The sequence below is a fragment of the Alkalibaculum bacchi genome, assembly GCF_003317055.1.
GTDB lineage: Bacteria > Bacillota > Clostridia > Eubacteriales > Alkalibacteraceae > Alkalibaculum > Alkalibaculum bacchi.
On sequence record NZ_QNRX01000024.1, the window covers coordinates 20,047 to 38,670 of the forward strand.

Genomic DNA, 18,624 nt, shown 5'->3' on the forward strand with positions numbered 1-18,624 from the left:
TTGTCCAACTATCGTTTAACTAGCGTTCAACAACTGTACAACTATCATTCATTATCGTTTAACGATTGTTAGCAAGCGTTTTACCAATAATCGAAAATGCCTATAACAACAGTAATAAATAACAAAATACACTATAGAAACCAGCAAAGTAAAAATTGTAGTTTCTATAAACCATCTCATTATACTAGTCGTATCTTCATAAAAACCTACATAAGAGCAAAATACATTTCCTAGATACAAGACGATGACCATAATCAATACATTCATTCCGTAATTTATAAAATAGCTCTTAGAACTCCTGTAAAATACATTTTTAAATATATAGTTTGGAATAAACCAAAATCCAGTTAAAGTGTAAGAAGCAATTGTGGCGAATAACACTCCATCAATGCTAAATTTACCTACTAAAAGCAAGGATAAACTCAAATTGATAATGGCTTCAAATAAGGATTGCCACTTTGTCTCTTTAAAGGCTCCAATCCCATTAATGATTACAGAACCTGTACCTCGAACAATTCGATAAAAGAAAACCATGCAAAACAAAAGCACCGTAAATTGGCTGACGAGCATTTTACTACCGACCCATAACCGAATTAAATTATTTATAGAAAGATAAGTCACCGTAAAAACAATAGAGGCCATATAAAATAAAAAAGAATTCATCTCCCAAAAGGTACTAAGGCCTTCTTTTTTCTCTTTAGAAGCAAAAAAGTTACCAAAACTCTCCTGGGTAGAGTTGATGATTTTATTTGTAATGCTGATAATAAACTGTGCTATATAATTGTAACTAGCGTAAATGGCTACTACATCAACGCCAACAAAAGCAGACAATACAATATTATCTGTATTTGAAGCAATAATCGTAGCTATCTTTTGCATAAATACGTGTTTCGTATTATCAACGGTGGACATATCTGGTTCCTGTTTTAGATCCATCCAAGGATAGCTCTTGTAAGCAAAATAGTTGATAATAATATTAGTAAGGATCATATTAATAAAATACCATATAAAAATACCAATTAAATCAATACCTAAAATAAGCAGTACAATCTCTACGAGAATTTGAACAATTCTCATGATATTGGTTACAAGATTAGTCATGTACTTATTTTGGTCTGCCTGCAGCAAAAACCTAGGCGCATAGGCGAAATAATTGCCTATTCCCGTGAGCAAAAATAGGACAAATGCTATCTGAGTATAAAGGGGACTCATAGGATTCTTTTTTATTAGATAATCAACAAAAAAGGATAAAATAAGCCCTGCTGTTAAAATGATGATCCCAATTCTTCTAAAGATAATCTTTGCCCCAGACAGCAATTTATTGATTTTATCTCGATTTCTATCCGCAATAGGAGAGTAAAGGGCAAAAACAATAGACGTCCCGAACCCTGCCTCTGCTAAATTCAAATAATTAAAAATTTGATTAAATATCTGAGTAAACCCATAATACCCCTGCCCTAAATAATCAATAAAAATAGGAATCTTCACAAACCCCAAAATCCCCATTATAAAAAACGGAATAATATCCGATAACATATTGCGTATAGTTTTCTGTGTTCTCATTCATTCACCACTTATTAAGTTCTATGTTATAAGTTATAAGTTGTAAGTTGTAAGTGAAACCATAGCCATTACTTTGTCATGCTGAGCGAAGCGAAGCATCTTACACTACCTCGCCCATAGGCGAGCAAAAGGTTTTGCTGACCACCTGCTTTTAATTAATCCCTACAATAAATATCCCTCGTATACACCTTGTCCGCCACATCTTTAATCTCATCTGCCATACGATTTGATACAATTACATCAGAAATTTTCTTAAATTCATCGATATCTCTAATCACTCTAGAATTGTAGAACGTACCCTCTTTCAAAGCCGGCTCGTACACTACAACTTCTATCCCCTTGCCTTTAATTCGCTTCATAACCCCCTGAATAGAGGATTGCCTAAAATTATCCGAGTCTGTCTTCATAGTCAATCGATAAATCCCTACGATCTTTGGATTTCTCTTCACAATCATTTTCGCAACATGGTCTTTTCTCGTCCTGTTTGCATCTACGATTGCAGACATAATATTTTGAGGTACATCTGCATAATTAGCTAGAAGCTGTTTTGTATCCTTTGGTAAGCAATATCCTCCGTATCCAAAAGAAGGATTATTGTAATGTGTGCCAATACGTGGGTCTAAACATACCCCGTCTATGATCTGCTGCGTATTTAATCCTCTGACCTCTGCATAAGTATCGAGCTCATTAAAATACGCTACCCTTAACGCCAAGTATGTATTAGCAAATAATTTAATAGCCTCTGCTTCTGTTGAATCCGTAAATAATACAGGAATATCTTCTTTAATTGCCCCTTGTACTAAAAGACCTGCAAATTTCTTCGCTCTTTCTGACTCTTCTCCTACGACGATTCTAGATGGGTGAAGATTGTCATAAAGGGCTTTTCCTTCTCTCAAGAATTCAGGTGAAAAGATAATATTTTCTGTTTCAAACATCTCTCGTATTTTCTTTGTATAGCCAACTGGTACTGTCGACTTTACGACCATTACAGCGTCTGGATTAATAGACAAAACACTAGCTATTACCGCTTCGACAGATCTTGTATTAAAATAATTCTTCTCTGCATCATAATTAGTTGGTGTAGATATGATCACAAAATCCGCATCCTTATACGCTCTGTAATTATCTGTAGTCGCAGTTAAATTTAATTCTTTTGTAGAAAGGTACTTCTCTAATTCTATGTCCATAATAGGAGATTTTCTATTATTAATCATATCTACTTTCTCTTGGATAATGTCTATAGTAATTACTTCATTGTGCTGAGCCAAAAGAACCGCATTAGACAATCCCACATAACCCGCTCCTGCAACTGTTATTTTCATTCTTATCCCTCCGTTTTTGCTTAACTTATCAAGTCATTATAATCCATTATAAATCAAGTATACAAATAATACCTTAAATAAACCTTTTAATAGCGTATTGTTTACATATTAATTATTATCATTTATATGATTTCTTAAACTGAAAAGAGAATCATTAAAGGCTGAAAGCGGAATGCAGAAAGCGGAAACATCTGAGTCACCTTCCGCAATGTAAAGGCCCAAGTCAACTACCCTATGTCATCCTAGAGCGAAGCGAAGGATCTAAGACCCCAGAGAAATACCCTATGTCATCCTAGAGCGAAGCGAAGGATCTAAGACCCCAGAGAAATACCCTATGTCATCCTAGAGCGAAGCGAAGGATCTAAGACCCCAGAGAAATACCCTATGTCATCCTAGAGCGAAGCGAAGGATCTAAGACCCCAGAGAAATACTCCAACCCTGATTGCTAACTGCTAGTCGCTGGCAACTGTCTTTAATGCATATTTGGCCCCAACCTGCACATCCTAATTACAGGTGGTGATAAAAATGTCCGAGATGCATGAACTGCTAAATAACATTGAGGAATTGAAAAAAAACTTAGAACGATTAATAGAAAAAAAAGATTCAAACCTATTAGATCCAGACATTATAAAAGCAAGCCAAAGTCTGGATAAGGCTATCGCAGAATACCTCAAATTTATTCAAGGTAAAATATAATCTAGCTAGATACTTAGCCATTGCTTATACTTTTTTCTTCAAATTCAGAAGCTTATGGTACAAATAATAAAAATTGCTTTCAAAAAAACCATATCTTTTCCCAAAGTAAGCTTGCTCCCTAGCCTTACTCTTCACTTTCTTAAAACGTTTTTTGTATTTTGCCCTTTCACTAGGATTCATACCATAAAAAGTCCTAAGAATTGCATTGTAGAGCTTTCTAAGCTCTTTTTTTATTATAGCCTCAATTAAACGCAAGTTGCCCCTATAATCTTTTTTATAAATCTCTTGTTTGTCTATTAACTCTAAAAGGCACTGACTATACCCTTGAAAGCTCTTTGCATAATTTTTAGAGGTCATCGTCGAATTTCCTCTAATTCTCCTTTTAAAGAAGACCTCAGAAATATGCTTTACTTTATTGGCATACAAGTACAGCTGAAAGGTAAACAGCTCATCCTCATGAATGATTCCCTCAGGAAAGTACAAACCCTTCTGCATTACAATTTCCTTTTTAAACATATATAGGCAGGGTGAAACATAATAATCTCTATTATCAATAAGCTCGTCAAGGAGCACAGCGCCATTATAAACTCCCTCATACACTTTATTTCTAGTGTATTTAAAGGATTGTTTATTCTCACTTATATAATCCTCATCATAAAAGCTTTCTCCATCAAACATGATCATATCTAAATCATGTCCTTGACATTGGTCGTAGAGGACTTGCAGAGCACCTTTTTCTAAAATATCATCACTATCCATAAAGTAAACATATCTTCCCCTAGCATTTTTCAAGCCCACATTTCTAGCAGCACCTTGACCTTTATTGACCTGCTCTAGGTATAGAATATTGCTGCACTTATTTGCATATTCTTTTGTAATGTCACCACTTTTATCCGTAGAGCCATCGTTGATGACAATAAGCTCAATATTCTTCTTAGATTGATTTAGAATAGACTCTAGAGCCTCTTTTATATACGATTGTGTATTATAAATGGGCATGATAACAGAGATATCAAATTGTTCTTTCATAATCTAAACCCTTTTCTATATTTATTTTACTTTCTACCTAGAATCCCTTTAACAGTAGAGTATTGTTTTGTAATCAATAAACCAAAAGCAAATAAGGCTACTGCGACGATGCCTTTGACAATAGCTGAAATCAATAGGTGATCAAAGGATATTTGAGAGATAAAATATAAACCTACAAATGTAATCAGAAATATGATGAAATCAGGCACAAACTTGCCAGCAAACTCCCTCAAGGAATACCCTAAGCCCTTTTTAATTAAGTAATAAAACGAAATGGCGATATTCATATTAAAAGCAAGAGTTACAAAGCCAGCGACCATATTGATATTGTCAAATCCGATGCCTACTAAAATAGCACCTACGATTAAAACGGAGGACACCGTTCCCGTTAAGAACATTAACTTTGTATTACCAATACTTTGAAATATAGATCCAGTGCTAGAGCTGATCATCTGTGCCCATATGGATAAGGCTAATAGCTGAAAACTAGGCACAGAAGCGTACCACTGCTCCCCATATAAAATCATAATAATTTCCTCTGCTGCAAAGTAGCAATAAGCTGAGACAAACACCCCAAGAAGCGAAAGAACCTTAAGGACTTTAAGGTATTTTTCGTAGATATATGCTCTATCATCTTGATGTGCAGATAATATCGGATGAAGTACAGGTGTAATAACATGAGTCAAATTCTGCACAGGGTAAAGCATTAATCGATAAGACTTATCGTAAAACCCAAGGGCGGAGCTGCCAATAAATTTTCCGATTAACAAATTGTCTAAATTTCTCGAAAAGTAATTCACTAAACTAAAGGCAAATTGATAAGATGAAAATTCTCTAATCTTTTTATAGCTATCGGTATTGATTTTTAAGACAAACTTAAGTTTTACCGTGCTAAAATTCCATAGAAAAGTAATAAAAGAAACCAATATGGAATGAATGACTATAGCATAATATTTAAATCCTATAAGAGCTAGTATAATTGTAGGTATCGCTGATAAAACAGACACTAAAACCAATCGTAAATTCACTAATTTAAACCTTTGTGCTTTTAAAAGAAGTGAATTCGGCACAATATTTACAGTGTTAAAAAACAAAGATATGGCTAACAAAGCCCCTATAGGAATGTACACACTATCATCATAAAAAATCGAGATTGGGATAGAAAAAAGAGCAAACAAAATCCCAATACCTAAGCCAATATAAACCGTCAAGGAGAATATATGATTAATATCCTCTTCATCTATATTTCGGTACTGAATAATAGCTGGTCCAATACCTATATTTGCGATCAGAGAAAAGAAGGTCGTAAATACCGTTACAACTGCCACAACACCAAAATCTTCTGGAGATAGTATTCTAGCTAAAATTGCGCTGTATATTAACTGCACGAATATATTCGTGTATTTTCCAAAAAAGTTGATAGTGGTCGCTTTTCGAATGGATGTCGATTTTCTTTCTGGACTCATAGAATCAATTCCTTCTTATGTATTTTCTGCTTAAGACTTTTTATGATACATTATTATCTGTCAAACTGTATCATATTTTTATTAATCAAGTAAACTATAATTCGATTTTCTTTTTCATAAAGTATTTATCCCTCTAAATATATCTGCATTTATTTTCAAAATTTATTATATACTATATCACATTCCTGTTAAGGCGAACAATAGTAGAACAATTATTAAGCAGTAGCTGGTTTTTCAACCCAATTAAATAAAAAACAGAGCAAGAAAGTACTATCAGCACCTTCTTGCTCTGTCCTTCTGACCATATTTTCATCTGAGGCTAAACACACGCCTTCTTGATTTTTTGACTCCTGTAAAATCGGATGGAACAATAAGCTTATTCGTGAGTATTGATTCCACATTTGTTGTAATCTCTTGATAACTTTCCTTACCTACTATCTTTTGTATTTTACTAAGACTACTTCTCGCCTGGCTGTAATCATCAGGCTTACTCGCATGAGTTCCTAAGATATGTATTCTATTAGATTTAAGTAATGCTTTTGCTGTCTTTTTGATTGTACTACCGTGATGCCCTTCTATGCTTCTTACATCCATTTGAAATAAGATATCCCTCACAGCAAGCTCTCTTGCAATATCAGGATCTTCTATTATAAAATGATACTTTTCTATTTGACTTAAAATTACCCTATATCCTGCCATCTGCAATTTAAACACACTGTCAATCATAGTATAAAAACTGCAGTTTTCATAGAATCGCACTAATATGTACTGGGTATCATTAATAGTAGCAATTTCTTTTCTCTTTAAACAATCGATTACTTCTGATGAAAAATCGATTTCACTGCCTAAAAAGATCTGTACATTTACATTATTTTCTCTGAGGAGGCTGTTTAAATATTCACACCTTTTTAAATCATAATCATATGTAGAAACAAAATCCTTTTGATATGTAAACCTAGGAGCGGCAACGAGTTTTGTAAATCCAACTTTACTCGCAGCCTTAGCAAGCTCTATTGTCTTTTTGAGGTTTTCAGGTGTAGAGCTTTCTGGAAATAAGATATCGCAGTGAAAATCTATCATAATAAGTTTCCTCTTTTCGTTTATTATTTTAAGTTCTTATATTCATCACGAAGAGCATACCGTTTTGTAGGATATATTTTGCTATAGGCATAATCTATATTTATTCTTTAACAAACTTCTACTTTGTTTTGGAATAAAAAAAGCCACCAAAATATAAGCGATCATAATTTTGGCGGCCGAACCATCTTGGTCTTTTAGCAAAAATATATATTAGTCATCTAATGGTATGTACTTAAGTATTTCAATATCTGGCACAAGAGAAATACTCAAAGCAAACCATAAATTAACCTATAGACTTTAGATTTCATGCTTTGCGTCCCTATTTTTCAATAGGTTTGCCTTTATCATTATTTACTTTCTACTTAATGGTAATATTTATTTAACGAGTTGTCAATCAATAATATTGTAATATTTTGCAATATTATGTCGAATTTTGGAATAATTATATCTTAAGGAATACTCCACCCCTGATAGCTGTTTTCATACATAATTTATCCTGAATTGACAAATAATATAAAAATTCCACGAGGCTCTATAAAAAAGCTTGTATTTATTAACAGGAATTTTTCATTACTTTATAACAACATCACAAAAAACAGGAGGATTATATGAAAAAAAACTTAAAATTTATCAGCTATCTACTATTTATTGCAATTCTGGCAACCACGTTCTTTGGATGTCAAGGTGCAGATAAAAAAGGAAAATTTACTGCTGGTACTTATGAAGGAACAGGAGAAGGTCACGGGGGTACTATTACCGCAAAGGTTACCGTTACAGCAGATGAAATTACCGAAATCAAAATCGACGCTCCACATGAAACAGAAAGCATTGGTGGTAGCGCAAAAGAGAAAGTAATTGAAAGCGTACTTTCAAGCCAAAGCCTGGCGATTGACACCCTTAGCGGTGCAACGGAATCTAGTACAGGCATGATTGCGGCCATTACTGCAGCCCTTGAAAAATCAGGCGCAGATATGAAAGCATTGCAAGATCCTAATGCAGGTGAATCAAGTGAAGAAGTTCAAAAAGACATGGACGTAGATGTAGTAATCGTGGGAGCTGGTGGAGCTGGAATGAGCGCTGCTGTAGAAGCAGCGAACGCAGGAAAATCCGTGGTTATCGTTGAAAAAATGCCTATTATTGGTGGCAATACAAATTACGCAACTGGTGGTATGAATGCAGCAGAGACACCTTATCAAGAAGCTGCCGGAATCAAAGACACCAAACAAACCTTCTATGATGATACTATGAAAGGTGGAAAAGACAAGAACAACCCAGAGCTCCTTAGAACTTTAGTAGACAATGCTCCTGATGCAGTGGAATGGTTAAATGATTTAGGAGCTGATTTAAAACGAGTTACTTTATCAGGAGGAGCTACAAATCCAAGAATCCATACTCCTGAAGACGGTTCTCCTGTAGGACCAGTAGTTGTACAGGTTTTATCTAAAAAATTAGAAGAACAAAATGTAGAGATTATGTTAGAAACAACAGCAGAAAAAATCATCGAAAAAGATGGCGCAGTTGCTGGAATACAAGCTACAGACAAAAGTGGAAACTCGTTTAATATCAATGCAAAAGCAGTAATCCTTGCAACTGGAGGTTTTGGCGCTAATAGTCAAATGGTAGAAAAATACCGCCCTGATTTAAAAGGCTTCTCAACTACAAATCATAAGGGCGCAACAGGCGATGGAATCGTTATGGCACAAGAAGTAGGAGCCGATTTAACAGATATTGAAGAAATTCAAATCCATCCTACTACAGATCCAGAAACAGGATACTTGTTCACAGAGGGCTTAAGAGGTGATGGAGCGATATTAGTAAATCTTGATGGAAAGCGATTTACTGATGAACTCCTTACACGAGATGTGGTTTCAGCTAATATTTTGAAACAAAAGAACGGAATTGCCTATCTGATTGTTAATGAAGCAATGCGAGAAGAAAACGCTTCTTTAGCTGGATATATTGAAGATGACTATGCTGTGCAAGGAGAAACCATCAAAGATTTAGCAAAAACTTTAAAAATTGACGAAGCAACTCTTGAAAACACCTTAAAAACCTATACAGCTTATGTTAAGGCTGGTAAAGACGAAGAATTTGAAAGAGCCCATCTAACTCAAACCCTTGAGGAGGGTCCATACTACGCATTAGAAGTAACGCCTGGTATTCACCACACAATGGGTGGCGTAAAAATTGATACAAAAGCTCATATTATCAATACAGAGGGGCAAGCTATCAAAGGATTGTACGCAGCTGGTGAAGTCACTGGTGGAGTTCACGGAGGAAATCGTATAGGTGGTAATGCAGTAGCCGATATCATCGTATTCGGTCGCATCGCTGGACAAACAGCAGCAAGTGAGCTGCAATAATTTTATGGTGGTCGGCAAAACATATTGGCCACTATCTTTCTACTATTACTAATACACCGCATTGCTGTGTGGATGGCTTAAGCAGTTAGCTAAAGGCTCTTGCTAAAAAAACACTTAATCTAATGATTAGGTGTTTTTTGCAATGCTCTGATAAATACTTCCACTAATTCTGGATCAAACTGAGTTCCTTTGCACCTTCTCAATTCTTTAAAGGCTTCTTCATGGCTTTTTCGAGTTTGATAAGGTCTGCTTGATGTCATTGCATCAAAGCTATCTGCAATAGCCAAAATCCGAACCAAATAGGGTATTTGTTTTCCTTTAAGACCCTTAGGATATCCACTTCCATCGTATTTCTCATGATGATGTAAAACCAATATCCCAATTTGTTCAAGTGATGGAACCTGTTTCATGATTTCTGCACCATCCATTGGGTGCTTCTTTATATACTCCCACTCTTCATCTGTGAGTTTCATTTTCTTGTTCAAGATTTCTTGTGGTATCTCAATTTTTCCAATATCATGAAGGTAAGCACCATATTTTAGTGTTTTCTTATCTTCTTCTGATAAGTCTAATTCTTCGGCCATTGTATCACAGTAAATAACCACTCTTTCTGTATGCCCATATGTATACTTGTCTTTTGCATTAATAATACCAATTAAGGTTTTTATGGAACTTATTATATCTATATGCTCTTCCTGTATGTCTTCTTTAAGCTCTTCTAAAATAGATGAATATACTTCAACTCGATTTCGATTAAAAAATTTTGCTCGATATAATGCATCATCTGCACTTTTTATTAATTCATCTTTTGTATTTGCTTTATGAGGGTATGTAGATACACCTATGGATGCTGTAATTTTTTTATTCCGCAGATTCTCCTGTCCTTCAAAGTACGTATTGTCAATAGATTTTCTAATTCTTTCACCTATTGGAATGGCGTCTTCTTCACATGTATCTGGTAAGATAATAGCAAACTCATCTCCACCGTACCTAGCGACAATATCCTTACTTCTTACGCATCTTTTTATAATACTAGACAATGTAGCAAGCAATTTATCCCCTTGTATATGACCATAGAGGTCGTTGTAATCTTTGAAATAATCGATATCTATAAATAGCAGTGAAACAGCTTGGTTTTCTTTTTCCGCTCTAATAATGGATTCATTTACGGACTGTTGAAAAAAACGATGATTATAAACACCTGTCAAATCATCTATATTAACCAAACCTTCTAATGCTTCAATATGCTCTTTTTCCAACTTATTGTAATATCCTAAGGGCCAAGCCGTAAAGAAAAAGATTGCACAGATTATAATATCATTACTGAAATATTCGCTAATCAGATGGTCTGGTACCATTATCAAATCCATTCCTAATAGAAAGCATGATGATACTGCTACTATAGTTAAACCACACTTCATACCTAACTGTATAGTGGAAGTAATAACAATAAATAAAAAAGAAATTTTATAATTGCTTTCATAAGCTCCAGAGAAGAGAATAATAAGCGAAAAGATAAAAAGAAGAAAAAAATGCTCTATGGTACTAGCAATAATATAATGTTTTCTATTTAGCTTTTTAACAAAGACAAATAACCATATAAAATATAATATAGATACAGTGAGTATAGTAATAGTTGAACATAAAAACAAAAAATAGCTATCTCTAGAGTAAACGTTTAGATTATTCAATTCAAAATAGGCATTTAACATAGTCAAACTTAAGAATAGAATACTCCCCAACTTAACGATGGACAAAATTTGATGAATTTTGGTATTCTTATTTATATAAAACTCACTCATATTTTCACCACTCACTTAATCCCACAGAATTTCTCTTACAATAATCGTATCTATATATTGGAGAATATATTATGTATTACTATTTATCAGATAGAGATTTTGGTTCTTCTGGCTGATAGAAGCCCCACCAGCATGCTGAACCAGCAAATAAAACAGCTACCATAGTTAATACTACAGATGCCATTGAAAATATTTTCTTTTTCAAGTAGTTCACCCCCTATACATAATACGAGTCAAGCCTTGATCTATTTTTGCCAAAACACTTCGTCCAATTATTGTAAGAGAAAAAATTTGAAATAACATTCCTCCAGATATATCTAAAATAAATATGTAGAAATTTACATTCTTTGTATACTGATACAATAACAAAAAAACAATACTAAGAACAAGGTATGATGTAGCAATGAGAAAAGATCTTTTTCTCATTTTCTTTCGTTTAGCTTCTGATTTAATAGGCTTGGCTTTACTATCTACAGGTGCATACTTATTGATTATATAAAAGGCAATCAAAAAGCTGATGCTCTCAACAATAAGCATGGTATTTACATTCATAAAATTTCCTATGTACTTCACGAATAAAGCCAAACCTATACTTACTGCAGTTCCAATCACAGCACAACTTCCAGGTCTGCTAGCATGAGCCCCACCTGAATACTGCCTTAGAATGCTAGTAGAAAAAGAAACGATAAGAGCTTGAAGCATAACCCCAAATAACAACCCAAAAACAGCTACCGCTATAATACAAAGGGAAATTTGCATGATAGCAAATGCTCCATAACGAATAATCTCATACTGCTCTTCATCCAGATTAAGTTCACTACATATTTTCTTCGCCAGTTGATCCTGTATATTCATCATTCAACCTTCTTTTCATCTTAACTTTATAAATCAATAATATAAACAAGTTTAAAGCTACTAAGTATGGTAACCCAATGAGCGAAAATATGCTAGCTGATTGATTAAATATTGTATCAACATTAATCCTTAATACTTTTTGTAAGATAATTACTATATAAATCATTTCAAAAACAAGTTGTAATAACATAGCAGTTAAGGATGAAATAATAGCATGCATAGCTGATATCTTATTTCTATAAATCAACAAAAAAACACATGCAAAAAGTATTAAAATCTGAGGAAGGCTATTACTGCTACTCCCAAGTTTTTCCAAACTAAACACTTTTGCTGCTAATCCAAATACTGCTAGAATCATGCTTGAGAAGAAATATTCTCTCCTATTAATGGGCCTTTTGACAAAAGCATAACCGACCAATATATAAATGAGACCATTAGGAACGTATTGAAGCATAAACAAAGATACATAATCAAGTAAGCTATTTAATTCCAGTTGTATCTCCCCTTTAAATGTCGTTCATTAGTATATATAATAATATCATAATTACACAAAAAATAACACTTTTCCATATTATTTATAATCCTAATGATTCCTTCAAAAACAACATTTATTATTTCACATCCTATTAGCTAGTATAGCCTCATATAAATTGTAGGGGTAGACGCAAAAATTACACTTTAAATTTAGAGATAATTAATTGCATATCTTGTGAAAGGTTTGCTAAGCTCTCACTAGCACCTGCTATTTCTTGTATAGATGCAGTCTGCTCCTCCATAGAAGCCGAAGCCTGTTGAGTTGCTGCAGCGTTTTCTTCTGCTATTGCGGTTAAATTTTGGAGTGTATCGAGAATTTCCTTTTTTAATTTTTCCATTTCTTCTCCTGATACATTTAACTTTTGAACTGCCATAATGGCGTCCTTCATAGCTTGCTCGATTGCCATATATCGATTTTTACTGTTTTGTACACTTGTAGTTTGTTCCTTTGAGATTACAGAAACTCTATCCATCGTTTTTACTGCATTTTGTACATTTTGTTGCAATCCACTTACGATTTCGTCAATAGACTTTGAGGAAATGGATGATTGCTCTGCTAATTTTCGAATTTCTTCTGCAACAACAGCAAAACCCTTTCCAGCATCTCCAGCTCTTGCGGCTTCAATAGCTGCATTTAGTGCCAATAGATTTGTCTGCTCGGCAATGGTAGTAATAACACTACTCGCTTCTCCAATACTATTTGAACTTTCATTTGTCCTTTGTATGACTTCAAATATTTCTCTTGCAGCAAGATTATTCTCTTCGGTTATACTATATAGGTGCTCAATTTCATGTAATCCCTTGTTTACCTCTTGAGATACCTTTTCAGCTACAGTATTTAAATTAGTCATGTATCCTTGATTTTCTTCAATGCAATCGCCTAACAAATTTGCTTTTCGGGCTCCCTCTTCTGTACTGATAGCTTGTTCTGAAGCTCCCTTTGCAATTTCTTCAACGGTTTTAGTAACTTCTTCTGCTGTAGTAGCAGATTGTCCTGAAGTTGCCATTAACTCCTCTGATGCTGCTGCAACTTGTTGGGATGATTGATTTATTTCATTTATTACATTCCTAAGGTTGCTCGTAATGGACTGAAATGCATTGGCAATATCCCCTATTTCGTCCTTCAACCTTATGTCAGAATCAGGTACATTGTGGCTGATGTCTAAATCTGCGATTTGATGAGAATGCTCCACAATGCGAAGGATTGGTCTTGTAATTGAATTTCCAATAAAATATGTAATGACAAAGCTTATAAAAATAATAATTATAGTGGTTATAACATTATTTCTAATCAGGGGTGGAATCGCTGCCAAAACTTCCTCTTTATCAGCAACAATTACTATTGACCAGTCACTATCTTCAATAGCTGCATACCCTCCTACATGGGTATGACCATCCGCATCGAATTCCCTCACCCCTGTTCTCTCCTGTATTATTTTTTCAATCAATGCTCCTTGAGACTTTAGACTTTCATCTTTTTTGGCTGCTTCTATGGGGTTAAATTGATTTAATACTAAATCTCTCTCAGGATGAGCTACGATAGTACCTTCTTTATTAAGCATATAAGCGTATCCATTTTCTCTGTACCCCATATCATCTATAATATTACTTAACGCATTTCCATCTGCACGGCCTATTAATACACCTACTACCTTATCATTATTTTCTATGGGTGCTGCAAACATTAATACAGCAGAGTTCGTTACTCGGCTTATCAATAAATCAGATACATTTGACTCCCCATTAAATGCTCTTTTGATATACTCCCTATCTCCTAATTCGCTAGTAGATCCATCTGGATAAAATGCTGTCCCATCAGGTTGAACAGCTGCAATATCTAGAAAAGTAGTATTTTTCACTTGAGTTTTTAATACTTCTTGCTGTAAATTCCAATCCATAGTTTGAATATCTGCTCTATTTGCTATGGTCGTTAAAATCTCTCTTTGAGTTTCAACACGGCTTTGTGCTACCTTCGCACCTTCTAGTGCTAATGACGCGAGAGTTTCTTCTGCTTCAATGGTAAGGGTTTTATTGGCTGAATTAAGAGATATGGCACCAATTGTAATGGATGATGCTAAAATTAATCTCACTATAAATCACTCCAATACCCATTCTTCCTGTTGGTTTAGACATGCTAATAGAAGAAAAACAATACATCTTCTGTAGCGAATGATTATTCTATCTTTTACCAAAGATATTCAAAATATACATATAAGTAAAGCTACTCTGATAGCTTTAAGTGTAGATACACCACCATTTACCACTATAAGACATAAAAAATATACTCCTCCCTACAATAAACAATTTTTATTATTTAAACTGTCTACTATAAGGGGAGCATATCAAAACATATCCCCAGGTTATTTTCCATTTCTAACTTTAAGGTCCGCTAAAATCTTAGGCATATCTTTTTCCAATCCTCTTAAGAAGAATAAACATATGGTAACAAGTATTGAACTCAGTGCATGTAACCATATAAAAGTAAACTCAATAGCACTTAATGCGGCTGCTGTTTGTACTGCTGCACCACCTACATAACCTCCATATGCTAACATTACAGATACAACTGCTGCGCCAACACCCGTTCCCACTTTAGCACCAAAACTCGCTCCACTAAATATGATTCCTTCTAGTCTGATGCCGGTCTTCCACTCACCATACTCAATAACATCGCACATGAAGGCAAGTCTGGTTCCTAATAAAATTGCTGGACCAATTCCCCTTAGAGCGGCAGCAACCATTAGCAATGTTATACTTGCAGGTGCAAATAAAGGAAGAATGCCTCCCATAACTTGTATAAACATTCCAATAAATCCTGCCTTGATTTTTCCAAGTCGATTAATCACAGGTGTTACTAGAATAAGCGTAACTAGCATGGCTCCATAAATAATTGACATAAAAGGTCCCATAAGTGCTGGATTTCCCATGTTCCATTTCATGTAGTACACATTAATCGCCATCAAGGCAGGATAGAAATATGTAAGAGCCATTAACAATGTGACGAGCATCCACCACTTGTTAGCAACAAATGCCTTTAAGGCTACTTTTGCGGACACTTTTTCAGTTGGAGTACTCTTTTGACTTTGTACTCTTTCTTCTGTTCCAACGAATGAAACTAACATGAGAGCGGAAGCTAAAATTCCCATCAATCCAAAGAACCTGAAATACCCTTGTGCACCTCCACCAAAATATTCAATGGAACGGGCAACATACATATTACCGAGAATAGTAGCTAAAGTTGCAAATCCCTGAGCAACCATATTGATGGTCAATCTTTTTTTTGGATCCTCTGTGATCAAAGAGGTTAGTGACTGCAAAGGTAAATACGCACCTGTGATAAAAACAAGGGCAACCATATTGTAAGTGATAAATGCCCATGCTATTCTTCCCGTCTCACCAAGGTTTGGCACATAATACATTAGTGCAAATGCAATTGCCGATGGAACCGCAGTCCATAAAAGCCATGGTCTGGCCTTTCCATATTTGGTCTTTGTTTTATCCACTAAAAAACCTATTAAGATATCTGTTATGCCATCAAAAATCCTAGATAATAAAAATATGATACTTATTGCCCCAAGTGGGATGATTAAAATATCTGACCAAAAAAATGTAAGATAGGTACTGAATCCGAGATTAATGATGCTATAAGCAAAAAAACCTAAACTGTACATTATGATTTCTCTGCTTGTTACTTCTTTGTTCCTTATCCGAGCTAAAAGTTGATTCCTTTCCACGAAGCCACCTCTCCCATGTTATTATTTTAATTTATTATTTTTTTACAATCTTAGTCCTACATCAATTTAACCATACTCTACTCCAAGAGTCAATTCGACAAATGTTACAAACATTTTTCGACATATACCTACATATTGCACATATTGCTCGTATGATAGAAAAATTATGTAAAAACCTTAATCACATCAAATAATCAGTGAATAGTGTCTTTCTCTTATGGTAAACTGTATAGAATAAGAGATTGTATAAAGACAAATGAGGGATGATTGTGAAATTAACATGGACTATGATACTAGATAATTTAAAAGATTACTGCATTTTATATTCACATATGAATGAGCCTACTAAACTTAGTGGCGTACAAATATTATCAAATCAATTGCCAAAATATAAATGCGATAGTTTACTAGTAGGGAAAATCTCCGAAATAAAAGACCTCCCTTCCACGAATGTATTAAATTTACTTTATATTACAGATGTAAAAACCAAAGAGATACCTAATGTGCTAATGAAGCACAATACAATTATTTTACACACAGTGAACGACTTGGAAATGGTATTCGCAAATATCGTTGAAATCTTTAGAAAATATAATAATTGGGCCGATTCTCTATTAAACTCATTGATTAAGGATGAAGGGGTAGAAGCACTCTTAGATATCGGATCTTCTATGTTAGAAAACCCCATCAACGTAAGAGATTCAAGTTTGCGCCTTATTGCTTTTACAAAAAATTATGATTATAAGTGGCACGACATAAAAATTGGTTTTCCTCCAGTGTACGAAACCAATCGAGTTAATGAAATTAGGAATAGCTTAGAAAAGGCCATTCATTCAGATACACCACTGGTCTTTCCCCCTTTTGTAGAAGGTGATTTTTCACAACACTATGAATATATGTTCAATAAAATTATATCCATGCAAAAAATTATTGGATTTGTCATTGTAATTGCCTCTAATCGTCCAATTCAAGAAAGTGATAAAGATATTGTCGATTATATATGTTCTATATTATCTCTTGAAATACAAAAAAACGAAAATATCCGAAGCAACAGAGGGATTACCTATCATACTTTGATTCAAGATTTATTAGAAGGAAGGATCAAGAGTGAAAACGAACTTTCTAACAGAATATGGAACTTAAATTGGCAAATAAAAAAGAATCTTTACATTATGGTATTGCACCTAGACCAATGCCATTCAATACTAGAATATCTTTTATACGTCCGAAATATTTTTGTAGATATTGTACAAAACAATAAATGTATTGTATATAAAAGAAAAGTATTAATGATTATTGATACAGATCTAGAAAATCCAATCGATCAAGACACACAAATTAATCTAGAAGAATTTTGCATAAGCTTCAATGGATATATTGGAATTAGTCAACAATTTCATGAAATAAGCCAATTAGAGAAATATGTAAATCAAGCGTTCATTGCTGCAGAATTAGGAGAAAAAAAACAAATTAGGATAAACGACTATAATGATTATATACTCCTTGACTTTTTTGGGCAGCTTAAGACATTAGACATAGACCTTAACTATTTTATACATCCTGGAGTAAAGGCTCTTATTGAGTATGATATTCAAAATTCTACTCAATATTTAAAAACCCTATTTATTTATTTAAAAAATTTCAGGAATCAAAATTCAACTGCAAAAGAACTACATTTACATAGAAGTTCAGTACTATATCATTTGCAAAAGTTAAATAAAATCTTAAACGTTGATTTAAACGATTATGATACGATATTTCACATCCAGCTTTCCCTAAAGCTCATTGAAGATGATCTACTTCGTACCTACCTACAATAATACCGTAGGGGTGAACGACTACAAGAAAAACACAATCAAAAGGATAAAAATCCTCGTATGCTTGTGTTTTTCATTTTCTAAACATTTATTTGGAATTGACACAATGTACAATCATATGTAAATGATTGCCCATAATACAATAAGCAACAATTCGAAACAGCTCCTCATCGGATTTTGCTGCAATTTCTCATTAAAAATCCTTATAATCATATCCTTCTGAAAAGCATCCTTAAAAATATACTCCTTGTTAATCCCCCGAGTCATATGAATATTGCATTTCAAATGGACCATCGATGCTAACTTTTGAGCCACCTGATGCATTAAAATAGACCATCAAATGCATACTGATAGACCATTTTA

At 34.1% G+C, this 18,624-nt stretch carries 14 protein-coding genes and 1 riboswitch; of the genes, 3 read left to right on the forward strand and 11 right to left on the reverse strand.

Annotated features, from left to right (window positions below; genetic code table 11):
- Nucleotides 1-51: 51 nt before the first annotated feature.
- Both DES36_RS13465 and DES36_RS13470 read right to left on the reverse strand, forming a co-directional pair.
- On the reverse strand, nucleotides 52-1,563 hold the full coding sequence (locus tag DES36_RS13465) for a lipopolysaccharide biosynthesis protein (protein WP_113921735.1): 1,512 nt from the start codon (nucleotides 1,561-1,563) through the stop codon (nucleotides 52-54).
- A 155-nt stretch (nucleotides 1,564-1,718) separates the two neighbouring features.
- A complete protein-coding gene (locus DES36_RS13470; RefSeq protein WP_113921736.1) occupies nucleotides 1,719-2,885 on the reverse strand; it encodes a nucleotide sugar dehydrogenase in 1,167 nt (388 codons plus the stop codon).
- Between the two features lie 525 nt (nucleotides 2,886-3,410).
- Between DES36_RS13470 and DES36_RS13475 the strand changes: the two genes are divergently transcribed.
- Nucleotides 3,411-3,581, forward strand: coding sequence for an aspartyl-phosphate phosphatase Spo0E family protein (locus tag DES36_RS13475; protein WP_113921737.1), 171 nt, complete (start codon nucleotides 3,411-3,413; stop codon nucleotides 3,579-3,581).
- Nucleotides 3,582-3,605: 24 nt separating this feature from the next.
- Here the strand turns inward: DES36_RS13475 and DES36_RS13480 are convergent, their stop codons facing one another.
- The 3 genes from DES36_RS13480 to DES36_RS13490 form a co-directional block, all read right to left on the reverse strand.
- Nucleotides 3,606-4,610 carry a glycosyltransferase family 2 protein gene (locus DES36_RS13480; protein WP_113921738.1) on the reverse strand — a complete coding sequence of 335 codons (1,005 nt, stop codon included), beginning with the start codon at nucleotides 4,608-4,610 and terminating at the stop codon, nucleotides 3,606-3,608.
- Nucleotides 4,611-4,636: 26 nt separating this feature from the next.
- Nucleotides 4,637-6,076, reverse strand: a complete 1,440-nt coding sequence (locus DES36_RS13485; RefSeq protein WP_113921739.1) for a lipopolysaccharide biosynthesis protein — start codon at nucleotides 6,074-6,076, stop codon at nucleotides 4,637-4,639.
- Between the two features lie 309 nt (nucleotides 6,077-6,385).
- Entirely contained in the window at nucleotides 6,386-7,156 is a 771-nt protein-coding gene (locus DES36_RS13490; RefSeq protein WP_113921740.1) for a CpsB/CapC family capsule biosynthesis tyrosine phosphatase, read from the reverse strand.
- Between the two features lie 264 nt (nucleotides 7,157-7,420).
- Nucleotides 7,421-7,506: riboswitch (cyclic di-GMP riboswitch) on the reverse strand.
- A gap of 258 nt (nucleotides 7,507-7,764) precedes the next feature.
- On the opposite strand from DES36_RS13490, the gene DES36_RS13495 reads away from it, so the two are divergent.
- The gene (locus tag DES36_RS13495; RefSeq protein ID WP_113921741.1) at nucleotides 7,765-9,519 is read left to right on the forward strand and encodes a flavocytochrome c; all 1,755 of its coding nucleotides are present in this window, start codon (nucleotides 7,765-7,767) and stop codon (nucleotides 9,517-9,519) included.
- A gap of 119 nt (nucleotides 9,520-9,638) precedes the next feature.
- Here DES36_RS13495 and DES36_RS13500 read toward each other — a convergent pair whose 3' ends face one another.
- The 6 genes from DES36_RS13500 to DES36_RS13525 all read right to left on the reverse strand — a co-directional run bounded on the left by DES36_RS13500 (nucleotide 9,639) and on the right by DES36_RS13525 (nucleotide 16,444).
- Nucleotides 9,639-11,321 (reverse strand): diguanylate cyclase, encoded by a 1,683-nt coding sequence (locus DES36_RS13500; RefSeq protein ID WP_113921742.1) that lies wholly within the window; start codon nucleotides 11,319-11,321, stop codon nucleotides 9,639-9,641.
- 79 nt (nucleotides 11,322-11,400) lie between these two features.
- Complete coding sequence (locus tag DES36_RS13505; RefSeq protein ID WP_341457144.1) at nucleotides 11,401-11,526, reverse strand: cyclic lactone autoinducer peptide; 126 nt, start codon at nucleotides 11,524-11,526, stop codon at nucleotides 11,401-11,403.
- Between the two features lie 5 nt (nucleotides 11,527-11,531).
- Nucleotides 11,532-12,179, reverse strand: a complete 648-nt coding sequence (locus DES36_RS13510; RefSeq protein WP_113921743.1) for an accessory gene regulator ArgB-like protein — start codon at nucleotides 12,177-12,179, stop codon at nucleotides 11,532-11,534.
- The gene (locus DES36_RS13515) at nucleotides 12,139-12,534 is read right to left on the reverse strand and encodes a hypothetical protein (protein ID WP_113921744.1); all 396 of its coding nucleotides are present in this window, start codon (nucleotides 12,532-12,534) and stop codon (nucleotides 12,139-12,141) included. Before DES36_RS13515 ends, DES36_RS13510 begins: the two co-directional genes overlap by 41 nt.
- Before the next feature lie 313 nt (nucleotides 12,535-12,847).
- Nucleotides 12,848-14,800, reverse strand: a complete 1,953-nt coding sequence (locus DES36_RS13520; RefSeq protein WP_341457145.1) for a methyl-accepting chemotaxis protein — start codon at nucleotides 14,798-14,800, stop codon at nucleotides 12,848-12,850.
- Nucleotides 14,801-15,070: 270 nt separating this feature from the next.
- A complete protein-coding gene (locus DES36_RS13525; protein WP_113921746.1) occupies nucleotides 15,071-16,444 on the reverse strand; it encodes an MFS transporter in 1,374 nt (457 codons plus the stop codon).
- Between the two features lie 269 nt (nucleotides 16,445-16,713).
- On the opposite strand from DES36_RS13525, the gene DES36_RS13530 reads away from it, so the two are divergent.
- A complete protein-coding gene (locus DES36_RS13530; protein ID WP_170128326.1) occupies nucleotides 16,714-18,264 on the forward strand; it encodes a PucR family transcriptional regulator in 1,551 nt (516 codons plus the stop codon).
- Nucleotides 18,265-18,624: the final 360 nt, after the last annotated feature.